Annotated in this window: 21 protein-coding genes; 12 read left to right on the forward strand and 9 right to left on the reverse strand. The window is 63.6% G+C overall.

Annotation, left to right across the window (positions count from 1 at the left end):
- Nucleotides 1–156: 156 nt before the first annotated feature.
- Nucleotides 157–1,239 (forward strand): M14 family metallopeptidase, encoded by a 1,083-nt coding sequence (locus NCR93_RS28435; RefSeq protein WP_008346529.1) that lies wholly within the window; start codon nucleotides 157–159, stop codon nucleotides 1,237–1,239.
- On the opposite strand, the gene NCR93_RS28440 is transcribed toward NCR93_RS28435, so the two are convergent.
- Nucleotides 1,240–2,094 (reverse strand): IclR family transcriptional regulator, encoded by an 855-nt coding sequence (locus NCR93_RS28440; protein ID WP_008346531.1) that lies wholly within the window; start codon nucleotides 2,092–2,094, stop codon nucleotides 1,240–1,242. It lies immediately after the preceding gene.
- Nucleotides 2,095–2,397: 303 nt separating this feature from the next.
- Here NCR93_RS28440 and NCR93_RS28445 point away from each other — a divergent pair, with 303 nt between their 5' ends.
- The gene (locus tag NCR93_RS28445; protein WP_175980170.1) at nucleotides 2,398–3,573 is read left to right on the forward strand and encodes an aminotransferase class V-fold PLP-dependent enzyme; all 1,176 of its coding nucleotides are present in this window, start codon (nucleotides 2,398–2,400) and stop codon (nucleotides 3,571–3,573) included.
- A gap of 27 nt (nucleotides 3,574–3,600) precedes the next feature.
- Here the strand turns inward: NCR93_RS28445 and NCR93_RS28450 are convergent, their stop codons facing one another.
- Together NCR93_RS28450 and NCR93_RS28455 are read right to left on the reverse strand one after the other, a co-directional pair.
- Complete coding sequence (locus tag NCR93_RS28450; protein WP_175980169.1) at nucleotides 3,601–5,154, reverse strand: amino acid adenylation domain-containing protein; 1,554 nt, start codon at nucleotides 5,152–5,154, stop codon at nucleotides 3,601–3,603.
- Nucleotides 5,155–5,395: 241 nt separating this feature from the next.
- On the reverse strand, nucleotides 5,396–6,427 hold the full coding sequence (locus tag NCR93_RS28455) for an AraC family transcriptional regulator (protein WP_175980168.1): 1,032 nt from the start codon (nucleotides 6,425–6,427) through the stop codon (nucleotides 5,396–5,398).
- Nucleotides 6,428–6,738: 311 nt separating this feature from the next.
- On the opposite strand from NCR93_RS28455, the gene kce reads away from it, so the two are divergent.
- Genes kce through NCR93_RS28470 form a run of 3 tightly spaced genes read left to right on the forward strand, consistent with a single transcriptional unit; the run spans nucleotide 6,739 to nucleotide 9,858 of the window.
- Complete coding sequence (kce, locus tag NCR93_RS28460) at nucleotides 6,739–7,677, forward strand: 3,5-dioxohexanoate:acetyl-CoA acetone transferase (RefSeq protein ID WP_008346539.1); 939 nt, start codon at nucleotides 6,739–6,741, stop codon at nucleotides 7,675–7,677.
- 27 nt (nucleotides 7,678–7,704) lie between these two features.
- Nucleotides 7,705–9,039 (forward strand): MFS transporter, encoded by a 1,335-nt coding sequence (locus NCR93_RS28465; RefSeq protein WP_033536003.1) that lies wholly within the window; start codon nucleotides 7,705–7,707, stop codon nucleotides 9,037–9,039.
- A gap of 27 nt (nucleotides 9,040–9,066) precedes the next feature.
- On the forward strand, nucleotides 9,067–9,858 hold the full coding sequence (locus NCR93_RS28470) for an SDR family oxidoreductase (RefSeq protein ID WP_175980167.1): 792 nt from the start codon (nucleotides 9,067–9,069) through the stop codon (nucleotides 9,856–9,858).
- Between the two features lie 57 nt (nucleotides 9,859–9,915).
- On the opposite strand, the gene NCR93_RS28475 is transcribed toward NCR93_RS28470, so the two are convergent.
- Nucleotides 9,916–10,665 (reverse strand): SDR family oxidoreductase, encoded by a 750-nt coding sequence (locus tag NCR93_RS28475; protein ID WP_008346543.1) that lies wholly within the window; start codon nucleotides 10,663–10,665, stop codon nucleotides 9,916–9,918.
- Nucleotides 10,666–10,779: 114 nt separating this feature from the next.
- Between NCR93_RS28475 and pdxR the strand changes: the two genes are divergently transcribed.
- Entirely contained in the window at nucleotides 10,780–12,258 is a 1,479-nt protein-coding gene (pdxR, locus tag NCR93_RS28480; RefSeq protein ID WP_175980166.1) for a MocR-like pyridoxine biosynthesis transcription factor PdxR, read from the forward strand.
- Here pdxR and NCR93_RS28485 read toward each other — a convergent pair.
- The 4 genes from NCR93_RS28485 to NCR93_RS28500 all read right to left on the reverse strand — a co-directional run bounded on the left by NCR93_RS28485 (nucleotide 12,255) and on the right by NCR93_RS28500 (nucleotide 15,537).
- Nucleotides 12,255–12,875, reverse strand: coding sequence for an FMN-dependent NADH-azoreductase (locus tag NCR93_RS28485; RefSeq protein ID WP_175980165.1), 621 nt, complete (start codon nucleotides 12,873–12,875; stop codon nucleotides 12,255–12,257). The genes pdxR and NCR93_RS28485 overlap by 4 nt on opposite strands.
- A complete protein-coding gene (locus NCR93_RS28490) occupies nucleotides 12,872–13,336 on the reverse strand; it encodes a GNAT family N-acetyltransferase (protein WP_175980164.1) in 465 nt (154 codons plus the stop codon). Before NCR93_RS28490 ends, NCR93_RS28485 begins: the two co-directional genes overlap by 4 nt.
- 152 nt (nucleotides 13,337–13,488) lie before the next feature.
- Nucleotides 13,489–14,730: an NAD(P)/FAD-dependent oxidoreductase gene (locus NCR93_RS28495; protein WP_008346551.1), complete on the reverse strand. Its 1,242-nt coding sequence runs from the start codon at nucleotides 14,728–14,730 to the stop codon at nucleotides 13,489–13,491.
- Between the two features lie 24 nt (nucleotides 14,731–14,754).
- Complete coding sequence (locus NCR93_RS28500; protein ID WP_008346553.1) at nucleotides 14,755–15,537, reverse strand: ABC transporter substrate-binding protein; 783 nt, start codon at nucleotides 15,535–15,537, stop codon at nucleotides 14,755–14,757.
- A gap of 184 nt (nucleotides 15,538–15,721) precedes the next feature.
- Between NCR93_RS28500 and NCR93_RS28505 the strand changes: the two genes are divergently transcribed.
- Together NCR93_RS28505 and NCR93_RS28510 are read left to right on the forward strand one after the other, a co-directional pair.
- On the forward strand, nucleotides 15,722–16,723 hold the full coding sequence (locus NCR93_RS28505) for an ornithine cyclodeaminase family protein (RefSeq protein WP_239295319.1): 1,002 nt from the start codon (nucleotides 15,722–15,724) through the stop codon (nucleotides 16,721–16,723).
- 43 nt (nucleotides 16,724–16,766) lie between these two features.
- Nucleotides 16,767–17,420 (forward strand): helix-turn-helix transcriptional regulator, encoded by a 654-nt coding sequence (locus NCR93_RS28510; RefSeq protein ID WP_033536029.1) that lies wholly within the window; start codon nucleotides 16,767–16,769, stop codon nucleotides 17,418–17,420.
- 300 nt (nucleotides 17,421–17,720) lie between these two features.
- Here NCR93_RS28510 and NCR93_RS28515 read toward each other — a convergent pair whose 3' ends face one another.
- Entirely contained in the window at nucleotides 17,721–18,044 is a 324-nt protein-coding gene (locus NCR93_RS28515; RefSeq protein WP_175980163.1) for a hypothetical protein, read from the reverse strand.
- 1,303 nt (nucleotides 18,045–19,347) lie between these two features.
- Between NCR93_RS28515 and NCR93_RS28520 the strand changes: the two genes are divergently transcribed.
- The 4 genes from NCR93_RS28520 (at nucleotide 19,348) to NCR93_RS28535 (ending at nucleotide 23,707) form a co-directional block, all read left to right on the forward strand.
- The gene (locus NCR93_RS28520) at nucleotides 19,348–20,838 is read left to right on the forward strand and encodes a sensor histidine kinase (protein WP_175980353.1); all 1,491 of its coding nucleotides are present in this window, start codon (nucleotides 19,348–19,350) and stop codon (nucleotides 20,836–20,838) included.
- A complete protein-coding gene (locus NCR93_RS28525) occupies nucleotides 20,823–22,193 on the forward strand; it encodes a sigma-54-dependent transcriptional regulator (protein ID WP_175980162.1) in 1,371 nt (456 codons plus the stop codon). The genes NCR93_RS28520 and NCR93_RS28525 overlap by 16 nt, the downstream gene beginning before the upstream one ends.
- A gap of 148 nt (nucleotides 22,194–22,341) precedes the next feature.
- Nucleotides 22,342–23,106 carry a hypothetical protein gene (locus NCR93_RS28530; RefSeq protein WP_175980161.1) on the forward strand — a complete coding sequence of 255 codons (765 nt, stop codon included), beginning with the start codon at nucleotides 22,342–22,344 and terminating at the stop codon, nucleotides 23,104–23,106.
- Between the two features lie 49 nt (nucleotides 23,107–23,155).
- Complete coding sequence (locus NCR93_RS28535) at nucleotides 23,156–23,707, forward strand: hypothetical protein (protein ID WP_175980160.1); 552 nt, start codon at nucleotides 23,156–23,158, stop codon at nucleotides 23,705–23,707.
- Nucleotides 23,708–23,743: the final 36 nt, after the last annotated feature.

Here is a 23,743-nt window from a genome sequence, read left to right on the forward strand (position 1 = left end):
GATGTGGCACATTTGAGCGCATGCCAAATTCGATGTCAATGAAGTTCCGATAAGTGGAACTACTTAGAACCGTAAACGGCATTTTTCAGATGCGCGAGTTTAGAATCTCGTTGCGCAGCCGGAACCTCGCGCGTCATCGTAGAAAGGAGACGAAAGGTGCTACTCAAGCGGACGCCGTTACTCGCAGCGACCATCGGTACGCAGCGCGATCTCGTAAGCCTGACGTTCGGGCCGCCGGACGCGGACATGAAGGTTTATCTGCAGGCATCGCTTCATGCCGACGAAACGCCCGCGATGCTCACGGCGCACGTCCTGCGCGACGAACTCCAGGCGCTCGAAGCCGCGGGCAAGCTCGACGCGACCGTCACGCTCGTTCCGATAGCGAATCCGATCGGACTGAGTCAGCATGTCTTCGGCCAGTTCTTCGGCTGCTTCGAGCTGAATAGCGCCGCGAACTTCAATCGCGGCGTCGCGCGTCCCTCGGACATCTGCGCGCATCTGGAAGGCCGTCTCGGCAGCGACGAAGACGCGAACAGGCGCGCGATAAAGAACGCAATGCGCGCATCGCTCGATGCTTGCGCGCCGACGACGGAATTCGACGCGCTGCGTTCGACCCTGCTGAAGCTGTCTTGCGATGCCGACATCGTTCTCGACATTCATTGCTCGCTGGAAGCGGTCGTCCACGTCTATGCCGACACCGCCGCGTGGCCGCGCGTCGAACCGCTCGCGCGCCATCTGCAATCGCGGGCGCAGATGCTGTTCGACGGCGCGGATCTCGGGCTTTTCATCGACTGGACGCGCCTGGCGTGGGCCGACGTCGAAGCGCGCTTCGGCGACCGGTATCCGGTTGGCGAGGGCGCTGTCGCCGCCATCGTCGAGTGCGCCGGCGAGCGCGACGTCACGTATGAATCGGCGCGGCGTCATGCGCGAGCGATCGTTGCCTATCTCGTCGATCGGGGCGCTATCCGCGATACGCCGTCGCCATGCCCCGCCTTGATTCATCCGGCGACGCGACAAGCGGCGAGCGAGCATTTCTACGCCGCGACCAGCGGCATCGTGGTGTACGCGGCGAACATCGGCGACGTGGTGGAGGTCGGCGAGGCGATCTGCGACATCGTCGACCCGATCACCGGCGCAACGACGACGCTCAGAAGCCGCACGAAAGGCGTGTTCTACATGCGCCGCGCGATCCGCTTCGTCACCGCCGGCGCGGAGATCGGTCGCGTGACGGGCGGTTGATCAGGAGCGCTTGCGGCGCGTCGCCTTGCTATCGGTATCGGCATTGTCTTCGGCGGTCGTTCCGCCGTCGATCACGCCGAGAATCTTTGTGATTCGCAGCGCCGCTGCCTGCAAGGTCGGCACCAGCAAGGTAATGTCTTCCAGCGACTTGCGCGCTTTGGGCGCCGAGATGCTCAAGCAAGCGATCAGGCGGCCGTGCGGCCCCGAGATCGGCACGGCGGCGCCGACCACGCCGATCGCGAACTCGGAATCGTTGGTCGCATAGCCATTCTTTCGCGCGAGGTCGATTTCGAGCCTGAGCCGTTCCGGATCGACGATGGTGTAGGGCGTGATCGGTTCCCACGGTCCGCTCAGCAGATAAGCGTCGAGCTGCTTCTTCTCCATGTTCGCCAGAAACACGCGCCCGCTGGACGTGCAGTGCACGGGCGCGCGATGCCCTTTCTGAAAATTGAGCGTCAACGGCGAATTGCCGATCGCGCTGTCGATATACACGACCTCGGAGCCGCGCATGACGCCGAGGCTCACCGTTTCATCCGTGCGTCGCGACAGTTCCATCAGCAGCGCGTGGATCGGCCCATGCGAGGTGGACGCCGCGAGGATGTTCGTCGCGAGTTCCAGCAGGCGCGGGCCGACCTGATACCGGCCGCGTTCCATGCCGTGTTCGAGAAAGCCGAACTCTTCGAGATTGCTGACGAGGCGATGCGCAGTGGTCTTCGGAATGCCGAGCGCGGTGATGATGTCGGCGGTCGTCACGCGACCGGTTTGCGCAGCCATTTCGATGATGTGAAACGCGCGCTCGGTGGGAGAGACCTCCGGCTCGGACGTCTCGACGATGGCTTGTTCTTCCTTGCGCATGTGTGCTGGGTTTTCTGGTTTTATGGGCCTGTGCCGCGCATCCTTCGCGGATCAGGCGAAAAGCGGTTCCCTAGGATACTCGATTCGAATTGCGGGCCCGGAGGGTGACAGGAAGGTTCGCGATGGTGGGAGACATGCGGCCAGTTTAGCATCTCCGTCTAACGATTCCATAAATAGGAACTCGGTAGTTCCACTTATCGGAATGTGTTTGACATCGCTTCTCGGCGATCGTCTAATGCCTCGACGGATTCGTGCCGTGCCGTGTATGCCCTCGCAAAGAAAACCTGAAATGAGACATCGCTCATGATCCCGACTGCAAAGCTCGCCGCTGTCCGCGAGCAGTTCCCCGTCACCACAAGGCAGCTTTATCTCGACTCCGCCCACCAGACGCCGCTTGCGCTAAGCGTGCGCGAAGCGCTCGAAGCCTTCTTGTCGGAAGGCTTCGAGATGGCCGGTCCGAAGCCGGTCTGGTTGCGACGTGTCGAGGAAACACGCGAGAGCGTCGCGACGTTCTTCAACGCGGCGCCGACCGAAATCGCATTCACCAAGAACACGTCGGAAGGACTCAATATCGCGGCGAACGCGGTCCCGCTCCGGGCCGGCGACAACGTCGTGCTGATAGAAGGCGATCATCCCAACAACGCCTATGCGTGGTTGAACCTCAAGCGCAATGGCATCGAAGTGCGGTTCGCGCCGTTGCCGGACGACGAGATTGCCACCGCCAAGACCTTCGAGCCGTATATCGATGCGCGTACGAAAGTCGTTTCGCTTTCGCATGTGACGTTCCATGCGGGCCAGGTCCATGACCTGATGAGCATCGGACGGCTGTGCAAGGCGCGCGGCATTTACCTGATCGTCGATGCGATGCAGTCCGTCGGCGTCATTCCGCTCGACGTCAAGGCGCTGAACATTTCGGTGCTGGCAACCGGCACGCACAAGGGCTTGCTCGTGCCGCAAGGACTCGGCGTGCTTTATATCGCCGACGGTCTCGACGAATTGCAGCCGGCTTACCTTGCGATGTCCAGCATGGCGAATCCGCCAGCCGACTATGTCGCCCGTCCCGACGACATGGCTTTACGCAAGGACGCGCGGCGCTTCGAATTCGGCAACGTCAATCTCCCGGACCTGCACGCACTTTCCGCGGCGATTTGCCTCATTCAGAGCGTAGGCGTCGCGGCGATCCAGAAGCATGTGCTGGCGCTCGGCGATCTGCTGCTCGAACGCCTCGATGCGCTGGGTGTGAGCGTCGTCGGTCCGCGAGCGCGTGGCAAGCGCAATCACATATACGTGCTGAAACTGCCGGTCGACAAGTGGACCGACTACTTCGCTCGAAACAACGTGCGCGTCTCGCCGGAGCGTGGCGGCATCCGCGTGTCGCTCGCGATGTTCAACACCGTAGGCGACATCGAACGGCTGATAGAAATGCTTCGTATCGGCCTCACGACAGGCACGCTGGCCGCGACGGAGCATATCGATTGAAACGACGCGGGCCGATCGCCCCACGCCTCACGCCGCGACCTCGCCGCGCGCGCAATATTCCGCGAGCGCCTTTCTGTCGATTTTGCCGTTCACCGTCAGCGGGAACGCATCGATGATGACGATCCGTTGCGGCATCGCATAGACCGGCAGACGCTGCCGGCACGCCCGCAAAACATGCGTGGTCTCGACTTCCGGATTCGTCACGAACGCGACGAGGCCGGTTGCTCGTCCGACTTCGTCGAGCGGCCACGGGACAACCGCGCACGACGCTGCGTGGCTGGCCGCTTGCACGACATGTTCGACTTCTTCCAGCTCGAGCCGGTGGCCGCGGATTTTCACCTGTGTATCGAGACGGCCCTGAAACACGATCCCGTGTGGCGTCGTTTCGCGCGCGGCGTCGGAGGATCGATACCAGCGATGCGCGGTCTTGCCCGGATAGTTCATCGCGATGAACCGGCTATTGCCGGGTTCGTCGGACGACAGATAGCCTTCGGCAAGCTGCGGTCCCGCGATCAGCAATTCGCCCGTCTGGCCCGGGGCGACCGGTTCGAGCTCGGCATCCACGATCATGAGTTCCACGCCGGGCAGGCCTTGGCCCAACGGTATGACCGTGTGCTGCGGATCGTCCAGGAATTCGGGCGTGACTTCGAAGCACGTACAGGCGACGGTCGCTTCCGTGGGCCCGTACATGTGCAGCAGCCGGCTGTTCGGCGCGGCACGCATCCACGCCTGCGCGAGCGAGCGAGGCAACGGCTCGCCGCCGAACATCGACACGCGAATGCTCGGAAATGCGCCCGCCGGCAGCTTGCGCATTTGCTGCATGATGCCGGCGACCGATGGCACGCTGCACCAATGCGTGATCCGGTGCGTCTGGACGAAGCTCGCGTTACCGACGGGATCGACGTTTTCGGGCACATATAGGCAGCCGCCGTTCGCCCAGCAGACGAACATGTCATGCACGGACGGATCGAAGCTCAGCTCGCATAGCTGCATGTAACGCGCATCGCGCACCTTGTCGACCAGTTGCAACTGGCCGTTCACGTACGCATCGGCGTTCGCATGCGTGATCGGCACGCCCTTCGGCGATCCCGTCGAACCGGACGTGAAAAGTATGTAGGCGATGTCGTGCGCGGCGCCTCGGCTCTGCATGAGCGAGAAAGCAGGGGATGGAAGTTGCGATTCTTCCGCGTCTGCGTCGAGCAGGACAATCTGCGGAGGTTCGTCGAGCAGGGACAGCACTTCATCGAGCGACTCGGCGCAACGCCGATCGACGAGCATCAACGGCGCGCCGGATTGCCGGATGATCGCCGCGATCCGCGCTGCCGGCATCTTCGGGTTGAGTGGCACATAGGCCATGCCGACATCGAGAATGCCCAGGATGCCGACATACGCGCCGACGCTGCGATATGCAAACAGCAGGCATCGGCTCGTGCAGGTGCTTCGTGCGAACGCCGCCAGTCCCGCCGACAAGCGACGGACCCGGGTTTCAATCTCGCGGTAGCTGTAAAGACGCTCATCGACCCATAACGCAGGGCTGTCCGGCTGGTTCGCAGCAGAATCGAAGAAGTGAGAATGCAGCATCCGACGGTCCCCCTGGCACACGAGTGTTGATGTTTTTTTCGAGTCCGCGACTGCTCGATCCGGTCGATGCGATCGATCGCAATTCGACGGATTCGGATTTCGCACACTCCTCGGTTCAGCCTTCGCTTATTCGCCACTGCCGCGAAGTGAGTGCATTGTTATATTTCTGTAAGGTTACGTATGTGCGCCGTCGAACCCATTTTTGTCTGAAGTAACGAATGAAAAGCCTGCGCGGCCGGCGTCACTCCTGCTCGCGAATTTCGGCGGGGCCTTTGCCGGTCCAGCGCTTCAGCGCCCGGCGGAAATTGGCGGTGTCGGTGAAGCCGACCAGCATGGCGACATCGTCCGTGCTCAGTTTCGTCGTCTTCAGATACTCGGTGGCGAGCGAGCACCGCACATCGTCGACGATGGCGACGAACGACGTGCCTTCCGACTCGAGCCGTCGACGCAGCGTGCGGCTCGTCATCTTCAACGCGCTAGCGACGGTCTCCATGCCGGGAAACTCGCCCGGCTTGCGCATGAGAACCTGATAGACCTCGCCGGAAACACCGGTCGATGTCTTCGCCTGTCCGATGAGCCTGTCGCACGTCTCCTGCAGAAGCGCGGCGGAGTGCCTGTCCGCGAGATGAGGCTTGAGTTCGAGTATCGCGCCGTCGTAGATGAGCTGACATTCGTCGGCGTCGAACTCGCATGGGCAGCCGAGATACTCCGGATAGATGGAGGCGTGCGGCGGCGCGGGATACGAGAAGCGCGCGAGCATCGGCGGACAGCTTCTGCCCGCGACATCCTGCAAGTGCGTCACATGCTGCGTGTACTGCTGTTCGAGCAGGAACTGCTGCACGTCATGCGGGAAGGGCGACGTGAACGCGTCGGGAAACGTCCATACCGACGTGTCCGGATGTTCGTGCCATTCGATGGTGATGGTCGGCGTCGCGAGCCGATGGTATTTGACGCCGAGCCGAAAGTAATCGCGCAGCGACAGGCACGACATCAGCGCGTAGCCGTACATGCCATACGCGGCCAGATGCAGCCGCGCGCCCGTCTTGAACGGCGTTCGCGGGTCGGCGGAAAGCGCGACGGCGTTGCTGCATACAGCGGCGTACTGCCGGACGGACGTCATCACCGAGGCATCATAGATCTCCTCGGGCGCAACGCCGCTTCCCTTCAGGCTGTCCGCCGGCGCAATGCCTTGCTCAGCGAGCACGTCCACCAGCGCGGCGATCTTGTAGGGCGCATAGATGCGCTCGTTCAACAGTGGCAGTCTCGACGACACAGCGCCTCCTCGTGTGTCCTGCGGGGACACCACCTTGTCCGAATATGACCTTTCGCAGCGCATCGTATCCCACTACTATCACCGTAACAAGACGAGTCCGCATCGCGAATGCGCGACTCGCGAATCCATCGGAGACAGCTAATGCAACGCCAACTTCACGTCAGTTCGTCGCCGCCGGCTTAAGCCAGCCGCACGGTCGTTTCCCGTTCCGCCCTACGTTTTCCAACGGCGTCCTCCCGCGCTTGCCTTGTTCAGGCGCGCCGGGGCATTGCCGAAGCTCGCCCATCGAGCGCGTTTTCGAAGGACATTCAATGAGCAATCCGAGCAGCAAAGTCATCATCACCTGCGCCGTGACCGGTTCGGCGCATGTGCCGTCGATGTCGGAATATCTGCCTATCACGCCCGATGACATCAAGCATCAGGCGCTCGAAGCCGCCGAGGCCGGGGCCGCGATTCTTCATCTGCATGCGCGCAATCCGGAAGACGGCCGCCCGACGCCATCGCCCGAAATATTCCGGCGATTCGTGCCCGCGATCGCCGCGCAAACCGACGCCGTCATCAACATTTCGACGGGCGGCAGCACGCGCATGACGCTCGACGAGCGCCTCGCTTACGCACGCGTGGCGAAGCCGGAAATGTGCTCGCTGAACATGGGCTCGATGAATTTTTCGCTTCATCCCGTCGCGGCGAGGATGTCTTCGTGGCGCTTCGACTGGGAGAAGGATTATGTCGAAGGCATGGAGGACATGATCTTCCGCAACACGTTCCGCGACATCAAAAACATCCTCACCGAATTCCGCGACTATGGAACGCGCTTCGAATTCGAGTGCTATGACGTGGGGCATCTGTACAGCCTCGCGCATTTCATCGATATCGGGCTGATCAAGCCGCCATTCTTCATCCAATCCGTGTTCGGCATTCTCGGCGGAATCGGCCACGATCCCGAGAATCTTTCGATGATGCGCGCGACTGCCGACCGTCTTTTCGGACGCGAGAACTACCATCTTTCGATTCTCGGCGCCGGGCGTCATCAGATGTCACTGGTGACGATGGGCGCGATCATGGGCGGCAACGTGCGAGTCGGCCTCGAAGACAGCGTCTACCTGTCGCGAGGCGTGAAGGCGAAATCGAATGCCGAACAGGTCCGCAAGATTCGCCGCATTCTCGAAGAGTTGTCTTTCGACATCGCGACACCCGCCGATGCGCGAGCCATGCTCGGGCTCAAAGGGCGCGACAACGTTTCGCTCTGACTCGAAGAAGTCAAATCTGGAGACATCATGACTGCCGCTACTGTTGACCACAGCCTCGGAGAAACGCATTGGCTTGCGACTCGCAAGGCCATGGCAAGACTGCTTCCGCTGATGTGCGGAATCTACTTCCTGTCGTTCATCGATCGCACGAACGTGGCGCTCGCCAAGAGCGCCCTGGCTGCCGACCTCGGCATCAGCGCCGCGGCGTATGGACTCGGCGCCGGCATCTTCTTCATCGGCTATGCGCTGCTCGAAGTGCCGAGCAATCTGATCGCGCATCGCGTCGGGCCGCGCGCGTGGATCGCGCGAATCGCGGTGACGTGGGGTGCGCTTTCGACCGCGATGATGTTCGTTCAGGGCGAGTGGTCCTTCTACATATTGCGCGTGTTGCTGGGCGTCGCCGAAGCGGGATTGTTTCCCGCGCTGATGTACATGGTCACGCTTTGGTTCGCGCCCAAAGACCGCGCCGTTGCCGTCGGATGGATCTACACCGCGCCGTCGATCGCGCTCATCATCGGCAATCCGCTGGGCGCGGGTCTGATGCAGCTCGGCGGCATCGGCGGTCTTCACGGCTGGCAGTGGATGTTCCTGCTCGAAGGCTTGCCGACCATCGTGTTAGGCATCGTGCTGTTCTTCAAGCTTCCGAATCGTCCCTCCGAAGTGAAGTGGCTGTCCGCGCAGGAAGCGCAGGCGCTCGAAACGCACGCGGTCATCGACACGCACGGACACGCGGACCTCACCACGGCAGACTGGCTCGCCGCGCTCAAGCGCCCGACGACCGTGCTGATCGCGCTCATCTACTTTTTAAATCAGGTGGCGTTCGTCGGCCTGTATTTCTTCACGCCGTCGATCGTCGCGCAGATGCATGTGAGCTCGCCGATTCTCGTCGGCGTTCTGTCGAGCAGTGTCGGCATAGGCTTTCTGCTCGGCGTGCTGACCCTTCCGCGCATTCATCGCCGTGTGAGCAACGAATGCGGCTTTCTCGGCGTGCTGACCGCGGGCGTCGTCGTCAGTGCGTGTGCGTTCCTCGCCAGCCGGAATCAGGCAGTGCAGATTACGCTGCTCGGCATCACGGGCTTCTTTGCAGGCGGCATTCTGCCGTCGTACTGGGCCGTCGCGATGAAGCGGCTGCAAGGCGTGCAAGCGGCGGCCGGCCTCGCGTTCATCAACACGATCGGCTTGCTGGGCGGCTTCGTCGGACCTTATCTTTTCGGGCTCGCCGAAACGATGACCGGCAGAAGCGATGCGGGCTTCAACGTCGTCGTGGCTGCCTCGGTGCTGGGCTTGCTGCTGGTGCCGCTGCTCGCGAAATCGATTCACGCCGCGCAGCGTCCCGTCGCCGATGCTTCTCCCGCTCGCTGATGAACCGAACGAATGTCGATATCGAACATTAATACTTTTGAGCTTCTCAAACCGGTCCCGGGCTTGCGCGTACTCATCTCGGGCGCGGCTGCCGGCATCGGCGCTGCAATCGCGAACGCATTCGTGCAAGCCGACGCGCAAGTCTATATCTGCGACGTGAACCAGCAGGCGGTCGATGGCGCCAAAGCGCGCAATCCGAAGCTGCATGCCGGTGTCGCCGATGTCGGCGCGCGCGAGCAAGTCGATAGCGTCATCGACGACGCGCGCTCGCGGCTCGGCGGGCTCGACCTGCTCATCAACAATGCGGGCATCGCGGGTCCGACTGCCGGGATCGAAGCCATCGATCCGGACGATTGGGAGCGAACCATCGCGACGAATCTCAACAGCCAATACTATTTTCTGCGTCGCGCGGTGCCGCTGCTCAAGGAGACGTCGGATCGCCCCGGCATCATCGCGATGTCGTCCGTCGCTGGCCGGCTGGGTTATGCGTACCGTACGCCGTATGCATCGACGAAATGGGCGATCGTCGGTCTCGTCAAGTCGTTGGCCGTCGAACTCGGGCCGAGCAATATCCGCGTCAACGCGATCCTGCCGGGCGTCGTCGAGGGCGAGCGCATGGACAAGGTGATCGCCGCGCGCGCCGAATCGGCGGGAGTCGGCTTCGATGAAATGAAAGCGCAGTACCTGAAGAAGATTTCGCTGCGCCGCATGGTCACGGTCGACGATATCGCAGCGATGACGCTGTTCCTGGCATCGCCGGCGGCGCGCAACATCTCGGGACAAGCCATCAGCGTCGACGGCAACGTCGAATATCTCTGACCATCCGAAAAGCGCAACCGAAGCGGGCGCCGGGCACGGCGGCGCCCGCCGTCACACTCACGCGTGCGCGCGTGCCAGCCATTCATCCAGACCGATGCCGCCGCGACGCGCTTCGCCGGTCGGCACGAGCGAGTCTTCGCTGATCGTGCCGCCGAAGTACGTCGCGTCCGGATCGACGACGATCTCGCGCACATCGCCCTTCGCCTTCAGATACCGGCCGATGATCCGATTGAGCGGCGCACGCTCCGGCCCCGCGATATCGACGATGCCGAGCAGCGGCGCGCCGAGCGCGACATCCGCGACGATCGCGGCGACATCGTCCGCGGCGATCGGCTGAAACTGTCCCGGCGACAGATGCACCTTGCCGTCCTGCATGCCGGCATCGGCGATGCCGCCGAGAAACTCGTAGAACTGCGTCGCGCGAACGATCGAATACGGCACGCCCGCTTCGGCGATCAGCTTCTCCTGCGCGGCCTTCGCGCGGAAATAGCCGTTGTCCGGCATGCGGTCCGTTCCGACGACCGACAACGCCACATGATGCTGCACGCCCGCCGCGGCCTCGGCCTTGCCGAGATTCGTCGCCGATGCGCGGAAGAAGGCCATGACGTCGTCCGGCGCCCACGAAGGCGCGTTCGTCAGATCGATCACCACTTGCGCATCGCGAAGCGCTTCATGCAATCCTTCGCCCGTTACGGCATTCACACCGCTGCGCGGCGAAGCGGCGACGGCCTCGTGACCCTTCGAACGCAGGATCGCGACCGTTTTCGCGCCGATCAAACCCGAACCTCCCATGACGACGATCTTCATGATGCACCTCGTGCTTAAAGTGAAAAGACAGTGAACGTGAAGTCATTGTGTGAGAATCATGGCTTAGCGAAAAGGGACAAGAATCGTCGATCGAACTAGTCCATGAGACATGTCATGCCATCAGCCGACCATGCGTTGAAGATAGCAATCGACCGGCATGAGGCCGCGCCGATTTACCTGCAGATTTGCGAGCGCTTCAAGACGGCCATTGCGGCGGGTCATCTGAAACCCGGCGACCGCGTGCCCGCGTTGCGCGGCCTCGCGACGCAACTGAACATTGCGCGCGGCACCGTCGAAACAGCCTATACCATTCTCGTCGACGAAGGCTATCTGCAGATGCGCGGCGCCGCGGGCACGTTCGTGTCGTCGTCGCTGCCCGAAGCCGCGACGCCGTCGGGCGCGCGCAAGGACCGCGAGCGCGGGAACGCGCCGCGCACGGCACGCGCAACGCGCGCCGAACCGGCCGCCGAGATCGGCCACGATGCGAAGCCGCTGCGTCCCGGTCTGCCCGCGCTCGATGCCTTTCCGCGCAAGGTATGGAGCCGTCTCGTCGCGCATCGCGCGCGCAGCGGCGATCTCGCCACGCTTGCCTATCCCGACCCCGCCGGATATCGGCCGTTGCGCGAACGCATCGCGACATATCTCGGCCTGTCGCGCGGCGTGGCGTGCGATCCGCAGCAGGTTTTCGTGACGAACGGTTATCGCGCGACGCTCGAACTCGTGCTGCGCGGTCTCGCGAAACCGGAGGATCGCGCGTGGTTCGAAGAGCCCGGCTATCTGCTCGCGCGTAACTTTCTTCTCGATGCCGGCATGCGGCTCGTGCCCGTGCCGACGGATGACGAAGGGCTCGACGTCGATGCCGGCATCGCGCTCGCGGCCGATGCGCGTTTCGCGTTCGTCACGCCAGCGCATCAGAGTCCGCTCGGCGTCACACTGTCGCTCGCGCGGCGCATGAAGCTGCTCGACTGGGCGAGCCGCGCGCAGGGCTGGATCGTCGAGGACGATTACGACAGCGAGTTCCGCTACGCGGGCCGCCCGTTGCCGGCGCTGAAGAGCCTGGATCGCGACGATCGCGTGATCTATTGCGGCACCTTCAGCAAGGTGCTTTTTCCGGGCCTGCGGCTCTCGTATGTGGTCGCGCCCGGCCGGGCCGTGGAGCGCTTCGGCCAGGTCACGGCGAGCATGAACGCGGGCTCGCCGTATCTTTATCAGGCGGCCGTGGCGGACTTCATCGCGCAGGGGCATTTCGCGCGGCATCTGAAGCGCATGCGCGCGCTGTATGCGCAACGGCGCGAGTGGCTTGCGACGGCGATACAGAAGGCGTTCGGAGATCGCGTGAGCATCGGGTTGCCGACGGGCGGCATGCATCTCGTCGCGATCTTCCGTGCGGATCGCGACGGTCCCGTCGACGATCTGGCGATGGCCGGCCGCGCGCGGGAGGCGGGTCTCGCGGTGCTCGCGCTGTCCGCGTGGTATCTCAACGGGCGAAGCAAGGAAACGTTGCGCGGTATCGTCGTCGGCTTCGCGAATGTCGCCGATGCCGGCGAAGCGGCGCGTCTCGCGCGCATGCTTCGCCGGGCGTATGACGGTTAGGGCGTGACGGTGTCGCCGTCGGATGCGAAGAGCGCGTGCCTCGCGATGTCCTCGCGCGCGAGATCGAGCGCCTGTGCGACGGCTTCGCTGCCGCACACGAGGCCTTGGAGCGTCACGAAGCGCAGGTCCTGCAAGCCGATCGAACCGAGCGCGTAACGCAGGTACGGCGTAAGGAAGTCTCGCTGACGCGCAAGCTCACCGCCATGAAATCCGCCGGAACCGACGATCACGAACGTGGGCCGGTCGCGCATCAGACCGACCTTGCCTTCGGGCGTCGAAACGAACGTGCGGTGAATGCGCAGCACGTAGTCGATCCATAGCTTCAGCGCGGCGGGCACGGTGAAGTTGTGCATCGGCGTGTTGATGATGAGCGTGTCGGTGGTTTCGATTTCGCGGATCAATTGTTCGGAGATGTCGAACTGCGCTTCGTCCGGATGGCGCGACGTGATGGCGCGCGCGTAGTCCTGCGTGAGCGGAGGCAGCGGCGTTGCGGCGAGATCGCGTTTCACGATATCCACGCGCGCACGCTTGCGCAACGTATCGATCATTTCGAGCGCGAGCCGGTAGCCGTGACTCGCGTCGCCATGCGGGCTCGCGTTGATGAAGAGCACTTTCATCGCGCGCGCTCCTCGCCGGGCACAGCCAGCGTCTGCACAAAATGCATGCCCTTGGCGAGCAGGCCGTTGCGGTAATAAAAGCGCTGTGCGAGCGCCATATGCAGGCCGGTGTCGAGCACGAAGTGGGCGCAGTGTTCGTCCCGTGCGATCCCGCGGACGGTGTCCAGCAAACGGGCACCGATGCCGCTGCCTTGCAGACGCGCCGTGACGACGAGATCGTCGACATAAACGAAGCGTCCGTACAGCGTGTTCGTCTGCGTTCGATACCCGGCGAGGCCGAGAATCGCGCCTTCGTCGTCACAGGCGGCCAGCAGCCGATAGCTTTCCTCGCGTTGACGGCGCAGTTGTGCGCAAAACGTATCGGGGTCCGTAAGGTGCGGCCGGAGTTCCTTCATTACGTCGAAGGCGCGCGTCCAGTCTTCGGGGGTATCGAGGTGTCGAAAAACGATCGATGTGTCCATGCGTGTTCTCCACAATGCATGACACATACATTACCGATGCGATGGCGCAGTCTGAAGGGCCAAGAAACGCGCTTCGGGGTAGGCCATGACGGCGTGCTCGATCGCGCGGGCGATGCTGCGCCGGATCGGAAACGTTCGCCGCTCGACAAGTGCTAGAACCTGCCCGCGCGATACGGAACTGGATCGGTGAAGCACGCTTCCCCGTTCATCAGCTCGCCGACAAGCCTGCCCGTCACCGGACCGAGCGTGAGGCCGTGATGCGCGTGCCCGAACGCGAACCAGAGCCCGCGATGGCGATCCGCCGGTCCGATCACCGGCCGCATGTCCGGCGTGCAGGGCCGAAGCCCGAGCCACGGCGACTCGTCGATGCGCGCCCCGAGGCCGAACACCGGTCGCGCGATCCGCTCCGCGCGTTCGAGTTGCACGGGGCTCGGCGGCCGGTCAGGGCTCGCGAGCTCGACGCCGGTAGTCAGACGCAAGCCGCGCCGCATCGGCGCGACCACGTAGCCGTTCTGGATATCGACCACCGGCCGCGAGAGCGCGGCGCGTCCGTCGGGTGCGTAGTGCATGTGATAGCCGCGCTTGGCCATCAACGGGATGCGGTATCCGAACCGGCGCACGAGGTCGCCGGACCATACGCCGAGCGCCACCACCGCCGCCTGCGCTTCGACCGGTCCGCTCGACGTCATGACGCGCCAGCCGCTGCCCGATGGTTCGAGCGTCGCGGCGTCGCCGCTCAGAAAGCGTCCGCCCTCGCGCTCGAATAGCGCCGCATAGCCCTTCGTCAGCGCGCCCGGATCGATGACGCTGCGCGGATCGGTCCAGTGCATCGCGCCCGCGTATCCGCCATCGAGCGATGCCTCCAGCCGATGCAGCGCCTCGGCATCGAGCACCTTCAAGCCGAGCCCGTGCTCGCGCGCGATCCGTTCGGCGGCGCTTGCTTCGCGCTCGAACTGCTCGCGCGAGCGATACGCTTCGAGCCAGCCGGTGGGCCGCACGAGATCGGCGAGACCTGCCCGCGCGATCAGCGCCTCATGCTCGGCCACGCTTCGCTGAATGAGCGGCAGCATGTCGCGCGCGGCGGCGGCCAGACGCGCGGGCGCCGATTCCCACCAGAACCGCGTGAGCCACGGCGCATACGCGGGCAGCGAGCGCAGGTCGTAGCGCAGCGCGGTCGAGCGATTCATCGCGAACTTGAGCACGGTGCCCCAGTCGCGCGGAAACGCATAAGGCACGACCGACGACGCCTCGATCAGGCCCGCATTGCCGAAGCTCGTCGCCTCGCCGGGCGCGCGGCGATCGACGAGCGTCACATGCCATCCGCGCTGCCGCAGATGCAGCGCCACGCTCACTCCCACGATGCCCGCGCCGAGCACGATCACGTCCTGAGCCATTTTTTCCGATGCCTGATGAAGTGCCTATTTCGCAATGATGTCGCGTTTGAAGTACTTTTGCGACAAAGCGCTCAGTGTGCCGTCTTTCTTCAGCGAATCGAGCGCGGCGACGACCTTCGCCTTCAACGCCGCATCGTCCTTGCGCAAGCCGATGCCGGTGCCTTCGCCGAGCGTGGACGGGTCGGTGAGGGCGGCGCCCGCGAAATCGAAGTTCTTGCCCTCGGGTTTCGCGAGGAAACCGTCGATGGCGGTCTGCACTTCCTGCACCGCGCCGTCGAGCCGTCCGGCGCTCAGGTCCGCGAAGATCTGGTCCTGGCTCTGGTACGTCACGACCTGCACGCCTTCGCTCGCCCAGTGCTTGCGCACGTAATCCTCTTGCGTCGAGCCTTGCAGCACGCCCACGGACTTGCCCTTGAGGCTCGCGGGTGTCGGCTGCAGCTTCGCGTCGCGGCGCGCGACCATTTGGATCGGCATGACATAGACGGGCGGCGTGAAGTCGATCACCTGCCTGCGTTTGTCGGTGATGTTCATCGCCGAATTGATCGCGTCGAACTTGCGCGCCTGCAGCGCCGGAATCAGCCCGTCGAAGCTGTTCTCCACCCATACGCACTTCATCTTGATGCGCTGGCACACAGCGTTGCCGATGTCGATGTCGAAGCCTTCGAGCTGGCCCGCCGGCGTCTTGCTCTCGAACGGCGGATAGGAGGCCTCGACGCCGAATCGCAAGGTCTGCGACTCCGCGTGCGCCAGTCCAATTGTGAACGCGAGGCTCGCCGCGCCCGCGAAGCAGATCATCTTCCAGTTCATTGTCGTCACCAAGGTCGTTTGTGAACCCGCACCGTCTCTGTCTTGCGCCAGGCGCGCGGAGATGCCCGCGCGCCCAATCGAAATATAGACGAAAAATAAAATAAAAGTCTAGAATGGACAAAATAGTCTACGTCGAAGCAGTCACGAAGCAATCGCTCAACGGCCACGAACCGGAGGTTTTCGAATGATTTCCTTGCCCGAAGAAGCGCGCGAGGCCACGCCCGGCGCGCAGATTCCTTTCATCGTTCACGAAGAGGAAGTGAGGCGGGCGCTGCCTTCGCTCGATATCCGCGGCGCGCTCGAAGACATGTTCGCCGCGCTCGGTGATGGCGAAGCCGTTCAGCCGCCGCAGACGCTCACGCTGTTTCCGCGCAATGCCGGCGATTTCATCACCTATCTCGGCGTTTGGGCGAAGCACGAGGTCTTCGGCGCGAAGCTCTCGCCCTACATCGCGCAGCCTGGCGCGCCGATCGTCACCGCCTGGACCGCGCTCATGTCGATGCGCACCGGCGCGCCGCTGATGTGGTGCGATTCCGCGCTCCTCACGACCGAGCGCACGGCGGGCACGACGGCGCTCGCGGTCGACCGGCTCGCGCGCGTATCGAGCGAGCGGCTCGCGGTCATCGGATCGGGAAGCGTCGCGCTCGCGCATCTGCGGCATGTCGCGCCGTTGCGCGGATGGTCGGAGATCCGCATCCATTCCCCGCGCCTCGCAAGCGATGGCGAGCGTGCGGACGCGCTGCGGGCGCTCGATGCGCGTGTGCGCGTCGCGGCGTCGGTTGACGAGTGCGTGCGCGATGCGGATGTCGTGATGCTGTGCACATCATCGGGCACGCCGGTGCTCGCGCTCGATGCGCTCACGAAGCCTGCGCTTATTACCTCCATCAGCACGAACGTCGCGCGCGCGCACGAGATCGACGCGGCCGCGCTGAACGCGCTCGATGTCTACTGCGACTATCGGCGGACGACGCCCGCGAGCGCCGGCGAAATGGTGATCGCGCGGGAGCGTCACGGCTGGTCGCCCGATGCGATTCGCGGCGATCTTGCAGAGCTTGCGCGCGGCGCGTGTCCCGCACCTTCGCATGAGCGCGCGGTGTTTTTCCGCTCGATCGGGCTCGGCCTCGAGGACATCGCGGTCGCGCACGCGCTGTATGTTCATCTCGCGAAGCAGCGCGCGGCGGCCTAGCGGTATCATCGCCATTCGCCGTTCCGAACTCATGCCGACTTCCATGCCCCGACGCAAGACGCCGAAGCCCGATGACGCCGCTCGCGAATCGCTGCTCGCGCGCTACGCGCACATCGCGGACAGCATCACGACGCTCTTCTTCCCCTATGCGGAAGTGGTGATCCACGATCTCTCCGACCAGACCATCGCGTACCTGTCGAACAATCTGTCGAAGCGCGAGATCGGCGACGACTCGGCGCTCGAAGATGTCGAGGAGACCGCGCGCGAGCGCCTCGTCGGTCCGTACGAAAAGCTCAACTGGGACGGACGCCGCATGCGCTGCGTGAGCACGGCGCTCTTCGACGACGCGGGCAATGCCGCGGGCGTGATGTGCATCAATTTCAACATCGCGGCGTTCGACGAGATGCGCTCGACGCTCGATCTCTTTTTGCGTGGCGCGGGCGTCGTCGCGCAGCCCGTCGAGCTTTTCAAGGACGACTGGCAGGAGCGCATCAACACCTTCCTGCATGGCTGGCTGCGCGAGCGGCAGATCGCGCTCAACTCGCTCACGCGCGATCATCGGCGTGAGCTCGTCGAGGCGCTGCACGCGCAGGGCGCATTCAAAGGCAAGAGTTCGGCGAACTATGTCGCCAAGGTGCTCGGAATGGGCCGCGCGACGGTCTACAAGCATCTGCGCGAGATGAAGGACGGCGGTTGAGGCGCTCTGCTGCATCCGCGGCAGCAGAGCGCCTAATCCGTCTTCCTGATGTAACGCTGACCCCCGTCTGACTCATGCTAACGACGACGAGGACATCGTCAAGTTTACGGTCGGGCGTTTGGCGTGTTGCGCGCGCTGGGTGCCAGGATCCTGCCGATCTGCGAGGTGCGCGTGACGGAACTCTCGTCCGTGGTGTCGCTCGAGTTCTCCGTATCGGGGCATTGCCGCGACGGCGGGACTCGACGCGCCCCTCTCGTCAAACGCGAATCACGATGCATCGCGGCCGCAGTCGCGAAGTATTCACGCTTCGTCCTCCGCAGAAGGACCGCGGTCTACCGCGTTCCAATTCATCGGATTGGCGGTGGTGAATCGAAAGCGTGCGCGTAGTTCCGGATGGGCAGCGCCAAGGTTCAGTACGGCCAAACCTCCCAACTGGTGTAGCAACTCGTCGGTGACCGGCGACTGGCTCTCATCGTCTGCACCGAGCGGAAGGTTCATTGCCGATCCTCGCGCGATTTCACGATCGATCGATCGCTGAACCTCGTCTTGGTTCACCATGCAGATCTGAATTTGCTGCGTATCGGGGTTATAAAAGACGATGCTCACGCGCGGTGGTTTTGCCATCAAAAGCCTCTACAGGTTTGGTAGTTGAAGAATGCGTCCGACGTGCACTTCGCATACGCCCGTAAGTCTTGCGTCATCGCACGAACAAACTGGCAGCGGTCCAGGTCATTCTCGTAAGCGCTGAAGCAATCGGCTTCATCAGTTTCGCTTACAGCGCGGTGACCTGCGAGCTGGAGCGCACTGTCTACGAACGACGAGTCGTCAGCATACTCAAAAGGGGCGTCGCCGGAGGGTGATGCGTTCCCATCGAACCCCAACGCAAGGGTGCCGCCTCCCCCCACGACCACCCCGAGCGCCTGTTGCGCGGCGCTGAGCCAATCGGTCCCGCCGTGGGACTCGCTGTTGCGGCTTCGAATTGCTGTGGCGATACGGCCGTCGGGCAACACGTCACCCGGGTTCGCTCTAAAAATTGCAGGCCCATCTTCGGCAGCTAGTTTGCCCCAGGTTCGAGGCGCGCGTTCGAAATAACTGCTTGACGAAGACGCACGAGCCCGACCAAAAAGTTGAGAGGGCGTCACCGTCGCGTGGCGGTGTCGCGGCGGCTGTTCCGCTGAACCCCCGCTGTATAAGCGCTCTCGTCGGGACGACACGACCACGATCCGCCCGCCTGCAACCGCGTCGCGCAACAGTCGCAAAAGTTCCGAGGGTGGCGCGTGATGAGGCACATAGATGCCTCCAATTCCGCTCAGCAGAAGGCGCACGTCATCGGCCTGCTTCCCCGAAAGATGCACCGACGACGCGTTTTCGATAGCGCGCCGTCCTTCTATATCGCTGACTGTCCGCGCTTCATTGCGCGAAAACATTAGGCAGTCGGTAAATCCAATTGACAAGCGACACGCCATAAACATCAATACGAAATCCGAAAGGATTCAGGATACGACCGCACCTGCCTTCGCGGCTTGGTCGGAACAGAATTCGACAACAAGAGCTGTTCGTCATCATCGTGCGCTAGGCGCCGATGTTCGAAACGAAACACGGTCATGCGTCAAACAAAAGCGTTAGATGGCAACTATTAGCGCAGCGGACTAACCCGACATTGAGACCTACTGCGCGTAAAAATATTGGCTTGGCCCAACCTGAGCGCGCAAATCGAATGACAGCATGCCACCTGCGTGCCCCTTCGAGACGCCCACATCGGGTCCGTCGTGGGCGCTTGGCGTTTTCTGACGCGGACGACTTCCATACCAGTGCCGAACATTCGAATCGTGATAATCGCGACGAAGCGCCGAAAGTGGACGGCCTTTACAGATGGCAGAATACTTGCTTCCCAACGCGCTCACTTTGGCTCGCCGGTAAACCGTCCATGCCGAGACCGTCGTTCTCAACTCAACTCTTCACGCTCTGGCTTCTGGTCGCCGTTCTGTGCGGGCTCTTGAGCGGTGCCGTATGGCTCACGCTTTCGTCGGCGCTTGGGGAACGCGTGGTCGTCGCGAAGGAGCAGGCTGCTGCAGCATGCGAGGCGGTGGCCTCGCGCTACGACATGTCCATGCAGCATCCCGACGAAACCAATGTCGATCTCATGCACGCGGTGCTCGATCTGGTTCTGATACGGACCGAGGGCATCGAAGGCGGGTTCTGGGCGAAAGAGCCGGCATCCGGCGCGCCGAACGGCTTCCTGGCCTATGCCTTTCCGACCTATGGCGGGAGCGGCATGAAACGAGACGTGCCCGAAGCGGAGACGCCGCTTATCCTGCGCACGCTTCAGCACGCAGCCAGCATCGGGCAGATGCGCGCCGATGTCGTTTCGAGCGGAACGGACGCCGTCATCGCGATCGCTTGCCCCGTGCCGCGCCACGCGGGCCTGCTGGCCTGGACGCTCACGCGCGCGCGGCCGCCGCTCGGGCCATACGGACAGCGCGCAGCGGCCATCCTCGCCGGCGTGCTCTCGGTCATCGTCGTGCTCGCCGTGTTTCTGGCGCTGACGCTCAAGCGCTGGAAGCACAACCTGACCCGGCTTGAACGCGCGCTTGCGCCAGAGGGCGAGTTCGAGCGCGGCGAACGGCTGGAACGGTTGGGCGAGCGTGATCTGGATCAGATCGTCGAAGCCCTCAACCGCTACGTCGCGCGTGCGGAGCAGCTCAAGCGGGACGCAGACGCACTGAACGCCCAGCTCGCACAGGCCGAACGGTTCAGCACGCTCGGCAAAATGGCGGCGCAAATCGCGCATGAAATTCGCAATCCGGCTGGCGCCATGCGTCTGAAGGCCGAGAACGCGCTGGCAGGCGATGCTGCGCGCCGCGAAGCAGCGTTGAGGTCGATCATCGAGCAGGTGGGCCGTATCGAGTCGCAGGTGACGAGCCTGCTCGCGCTGACGCAGCCCGTTTCGCTGCAGACGCGTGAGGTCAGCCTGCACGCATGGCTCGACGACATTATTCATACGCATGAGCCGGGCGCCGAACGCCGTGGCATCGCGCTCGGCAAAGATGTGGACGTCGAGCAAGACGCAGGCATGCCGATTTTCGATCCCGTGCAACTGGCGCGCGCGCTCGACAACCTCATCCTGAACGCGCTGAGGCACGCGCCGTCTGGCACGCAGGTAATGCTCCGCGCACGCGGCGTCGAGTCGGCGAACGGGAAGCGGCTTCGGCTCATGGTCATCGATAATGGTCCCGGCGTCGGCGCGGCCGAGCGCGAACGGATCTTCGAGCCATTCGTGACGGGGCGGCCCGACGGGTCCGGCCTGGGCCTTGCCGTCGTGCGGGAGATCGCGTCGGCGCACGGCGGACGTGCTTATCTCGACGACGACTCGAACATGACGTGCTTCGTGATCGACTTGCCATGGCGACCATATTAATCACCGACGATGACGATGCCTTCCGCGAAGGACTCGTGGAAACCGTGCAAGACCTCGGCCACCGGGCGATCGAGGCGCGCTCCGGCGAAGAGGCACTGCATTGGCTGCGCGCGAACCCGGCGCCCGAGTGCATCTTTCTCGACTTCCGCTTGCCGGGCGCGGACGGTCTTGCGGTGCTCGAGTCACTGCGTGCGATCGCGAAGCTGCAAGCCGTGCCCGTCGTCATGCTGACGGCCCACGCCACGAGCGACAACACCATCGGCGCGATGCGGCTCGGCGCGTTCGAACATCTGACCAAGCCGGTCGGACGCGATGAGATCGTCGCGCTGCTGGAGCGGATACTATCGGCGCAGCGAAGCTCCCCCCTCACGCCCGCATTCAGCGACGACGTGACTTCTCGCGAGCCGCGACTGCTCGGCGTAAGCGAAGCCATGCGCGACGTGCAGAAGCGCCTGGGCCGCGCGGCGGGAACGAACTCGACCGTGCTGATCACCGGCGAGACCGGGACCGGCAAGGAAGTGGCCGCTCGCGTGCTCCATCGCGCCTCGGCGCGCGCGAACGGTCCCTTCGTCGCGGTGAACTGCGCGGCCATTCCCGAAGACCTGCTCGAAAGCGAACTCTTCGGGCACGCGCGAGGCGCGTTCACCGGCGCTCAGGGCGAGCGCAAAGGCCGGATCGAAGAGGCGCACGGCGGCACGCTGTTTCTCGACGAGATCGGCGACATGCCGCGTTCCATGCAGGCGAAACTGCTGCGCGCGCTACAGGAACGGCAAGTCACGCCGCTCGGAACGAACCGGACAATATCGGTCGATGTGCGCGTGATCGCGGCAACCCATCGCGATCTTGCCGCGATGGTCGAGGCGGGCACGTTTAGACAGGACCTGCTCTTTCGCCTCAACGTGATCCCGTTGCACATGCCGCCGCTACGGGAGCGTGTGGCCGACATCCTGCCGCTTGCCGAGCACTTTCTGGAAGCTGCATCGACCGAAGCGACGCGCAAGCATCTCTCCGCCGATGCCCAGCGCCTTCTGGCCACTTTCCTTTGGCCAGGGAACGTGCGCGAACTGGCCAACGCGATCGAGCGGGCGAGTGCGCTTGCGCCGGGGCAAGTGCTCACACGCGAAGATTTCGCGTTTCTCGTTGCGGCAAAAGACAAAACCGGCGAGGCAATTCCGCCAGCGTTGCTCGAGCTTCCGCTTACGAAAGCCGTTGCGCGGCTCGAACACGCGCTGATTACTCACGCGCTGGCTGCGTCGGGTGGCAATCGCGCGGAGGCGGCAAGGACGCTCGGCATCAGCCGTCAGTCGCTCTATACGCGGATGACGAGTCTCGGAATGTCCGACGCGTCGTCGTAGGGAAACGAGTGTCAACGAATCGGACAGGCGATGTCCGTTTCGTTGACACATCGACGATCTTCGTTCGCGCAAGACGTCGAAGTCTTCAGCATTCTTCGAATGGCATAGCACTTGCAGAACACTCCGCGCCACGCGAAAGGAGTGAAACATGCAATCGACCCAGCCAGCCAATCGACGAATCGCCGTTCGCCTGCTCGGCGCGACGAGCCTTGCCGCCGCCCTCGTGATGAGCGCGAGTTGCGCAGCGCAAACGAGCGCTGTGACGGCGCCGCCGCCCCCGCCGCCGGTCTCCGCAGACGCGCCGCCGCCTCGGCCTCCGGGCCTGGCCCCGAGGCCGATCTCCAACGCGGCCTCGATGACCACGACGCAAGCGACCGTAGCGCGCTTTCTGACGAATCCCGATGGCGACGTCGACGGCTTTCTCGCCAGCGACGGGACGCTCGTACGGTTCCCGCCGCACATGAGCGCGCAACTGACTTCGACGGTTCGCCAAGGCGACAGCGTGCAGTTGAGCGGCTGGCGCGATGAAGGCGGCAACTTCATCGCGCAACGCATCGCCGACACGCGAAGTGGACAGCAACTGATCGATCAGCCGCCGATGCCCGGCGCGCTACCACTTCCGCGGGAACTGCGCGGCGCCGGTCTCTCGCGCCTCAGTGCGCAGGGGCAGGTGGCGCACGTGACGACCGCGCCGCGTGGCGAGCCCGACGGCGTGATTCTCTCCGATGGCACGGTCATCAAACTCACGCCTCCGGTCGCACAGCAGTTCGGAAGCCTGGTTCGAACGGGAGCCACGGTTTCGGCGCGCGGCTATGGCACGCGCAATCAATACGGCACGGCGCTTCAGGCGACGTCGTTCGGTTCGCCGGGCAATCTCACGCAGATTTACGACCGTCCGCCGACAGCGCCCTGATCGGCGCAAGCCTGACCTACCCCACTCACGCTCATTCAGGAGTAGCAACATGCATTGGATCGATCCCGCCAGCCTTCCCGAGACCCGCGGAAAGGTGACACGTTTTCTGCTCAATTCACACGGAGAAATCGACGGCCTCGTGCTCGGCTCGCGTCAGGTTCATTTTCCACCGCATCTATCGAAGGAACTCGCGCGGCATGTCGCGCCGGGCGATCAGATCCGCGTGCGCGGGATAAAGCCGCGAGACGCGGACAACATCGCCGCTGTCTCGCTGACATCGAAAAGCGGTGTGCTCATTCGCGACGAAGGTCCGCACGCTAACGGCGAAACGCATGAGAGACCGCATGTCGAGCGCAAGGCGATGGAAGCGTCGGGCGAGGTCCGGCTGTCGCTCTTCGGACCGAAAGGCGAATTGCGCGGCGCCTTGCTCGACGATGGCACCTCGTTGCGCATGCCACCGCACGCCGCGGCCGAATTGGCCGATTACCTGAGTCCGGGCGCGCATGTCCACGCCTGGGGGCACGGCGTCAGGAACAGGCATGGTCGGACGATCGAGGTCGATGAAATCGCCCAGCTCGTCGACGCGCCCGAAAACGGTTGAGGGCGATCCCAAAGTCTCAAAGCGAAGCCCGCGCTC

This window comes from Caballeronia sp. ATUFL_F1_KS39 (assembly GCF_023630985.1).
Lineage (GTDB): Bacteria > Pseudomonadota > Gammaproteobacteria > Burkholderiales > Burkholderiaceae > Caballeronia > Caballeronia zhejiangensis.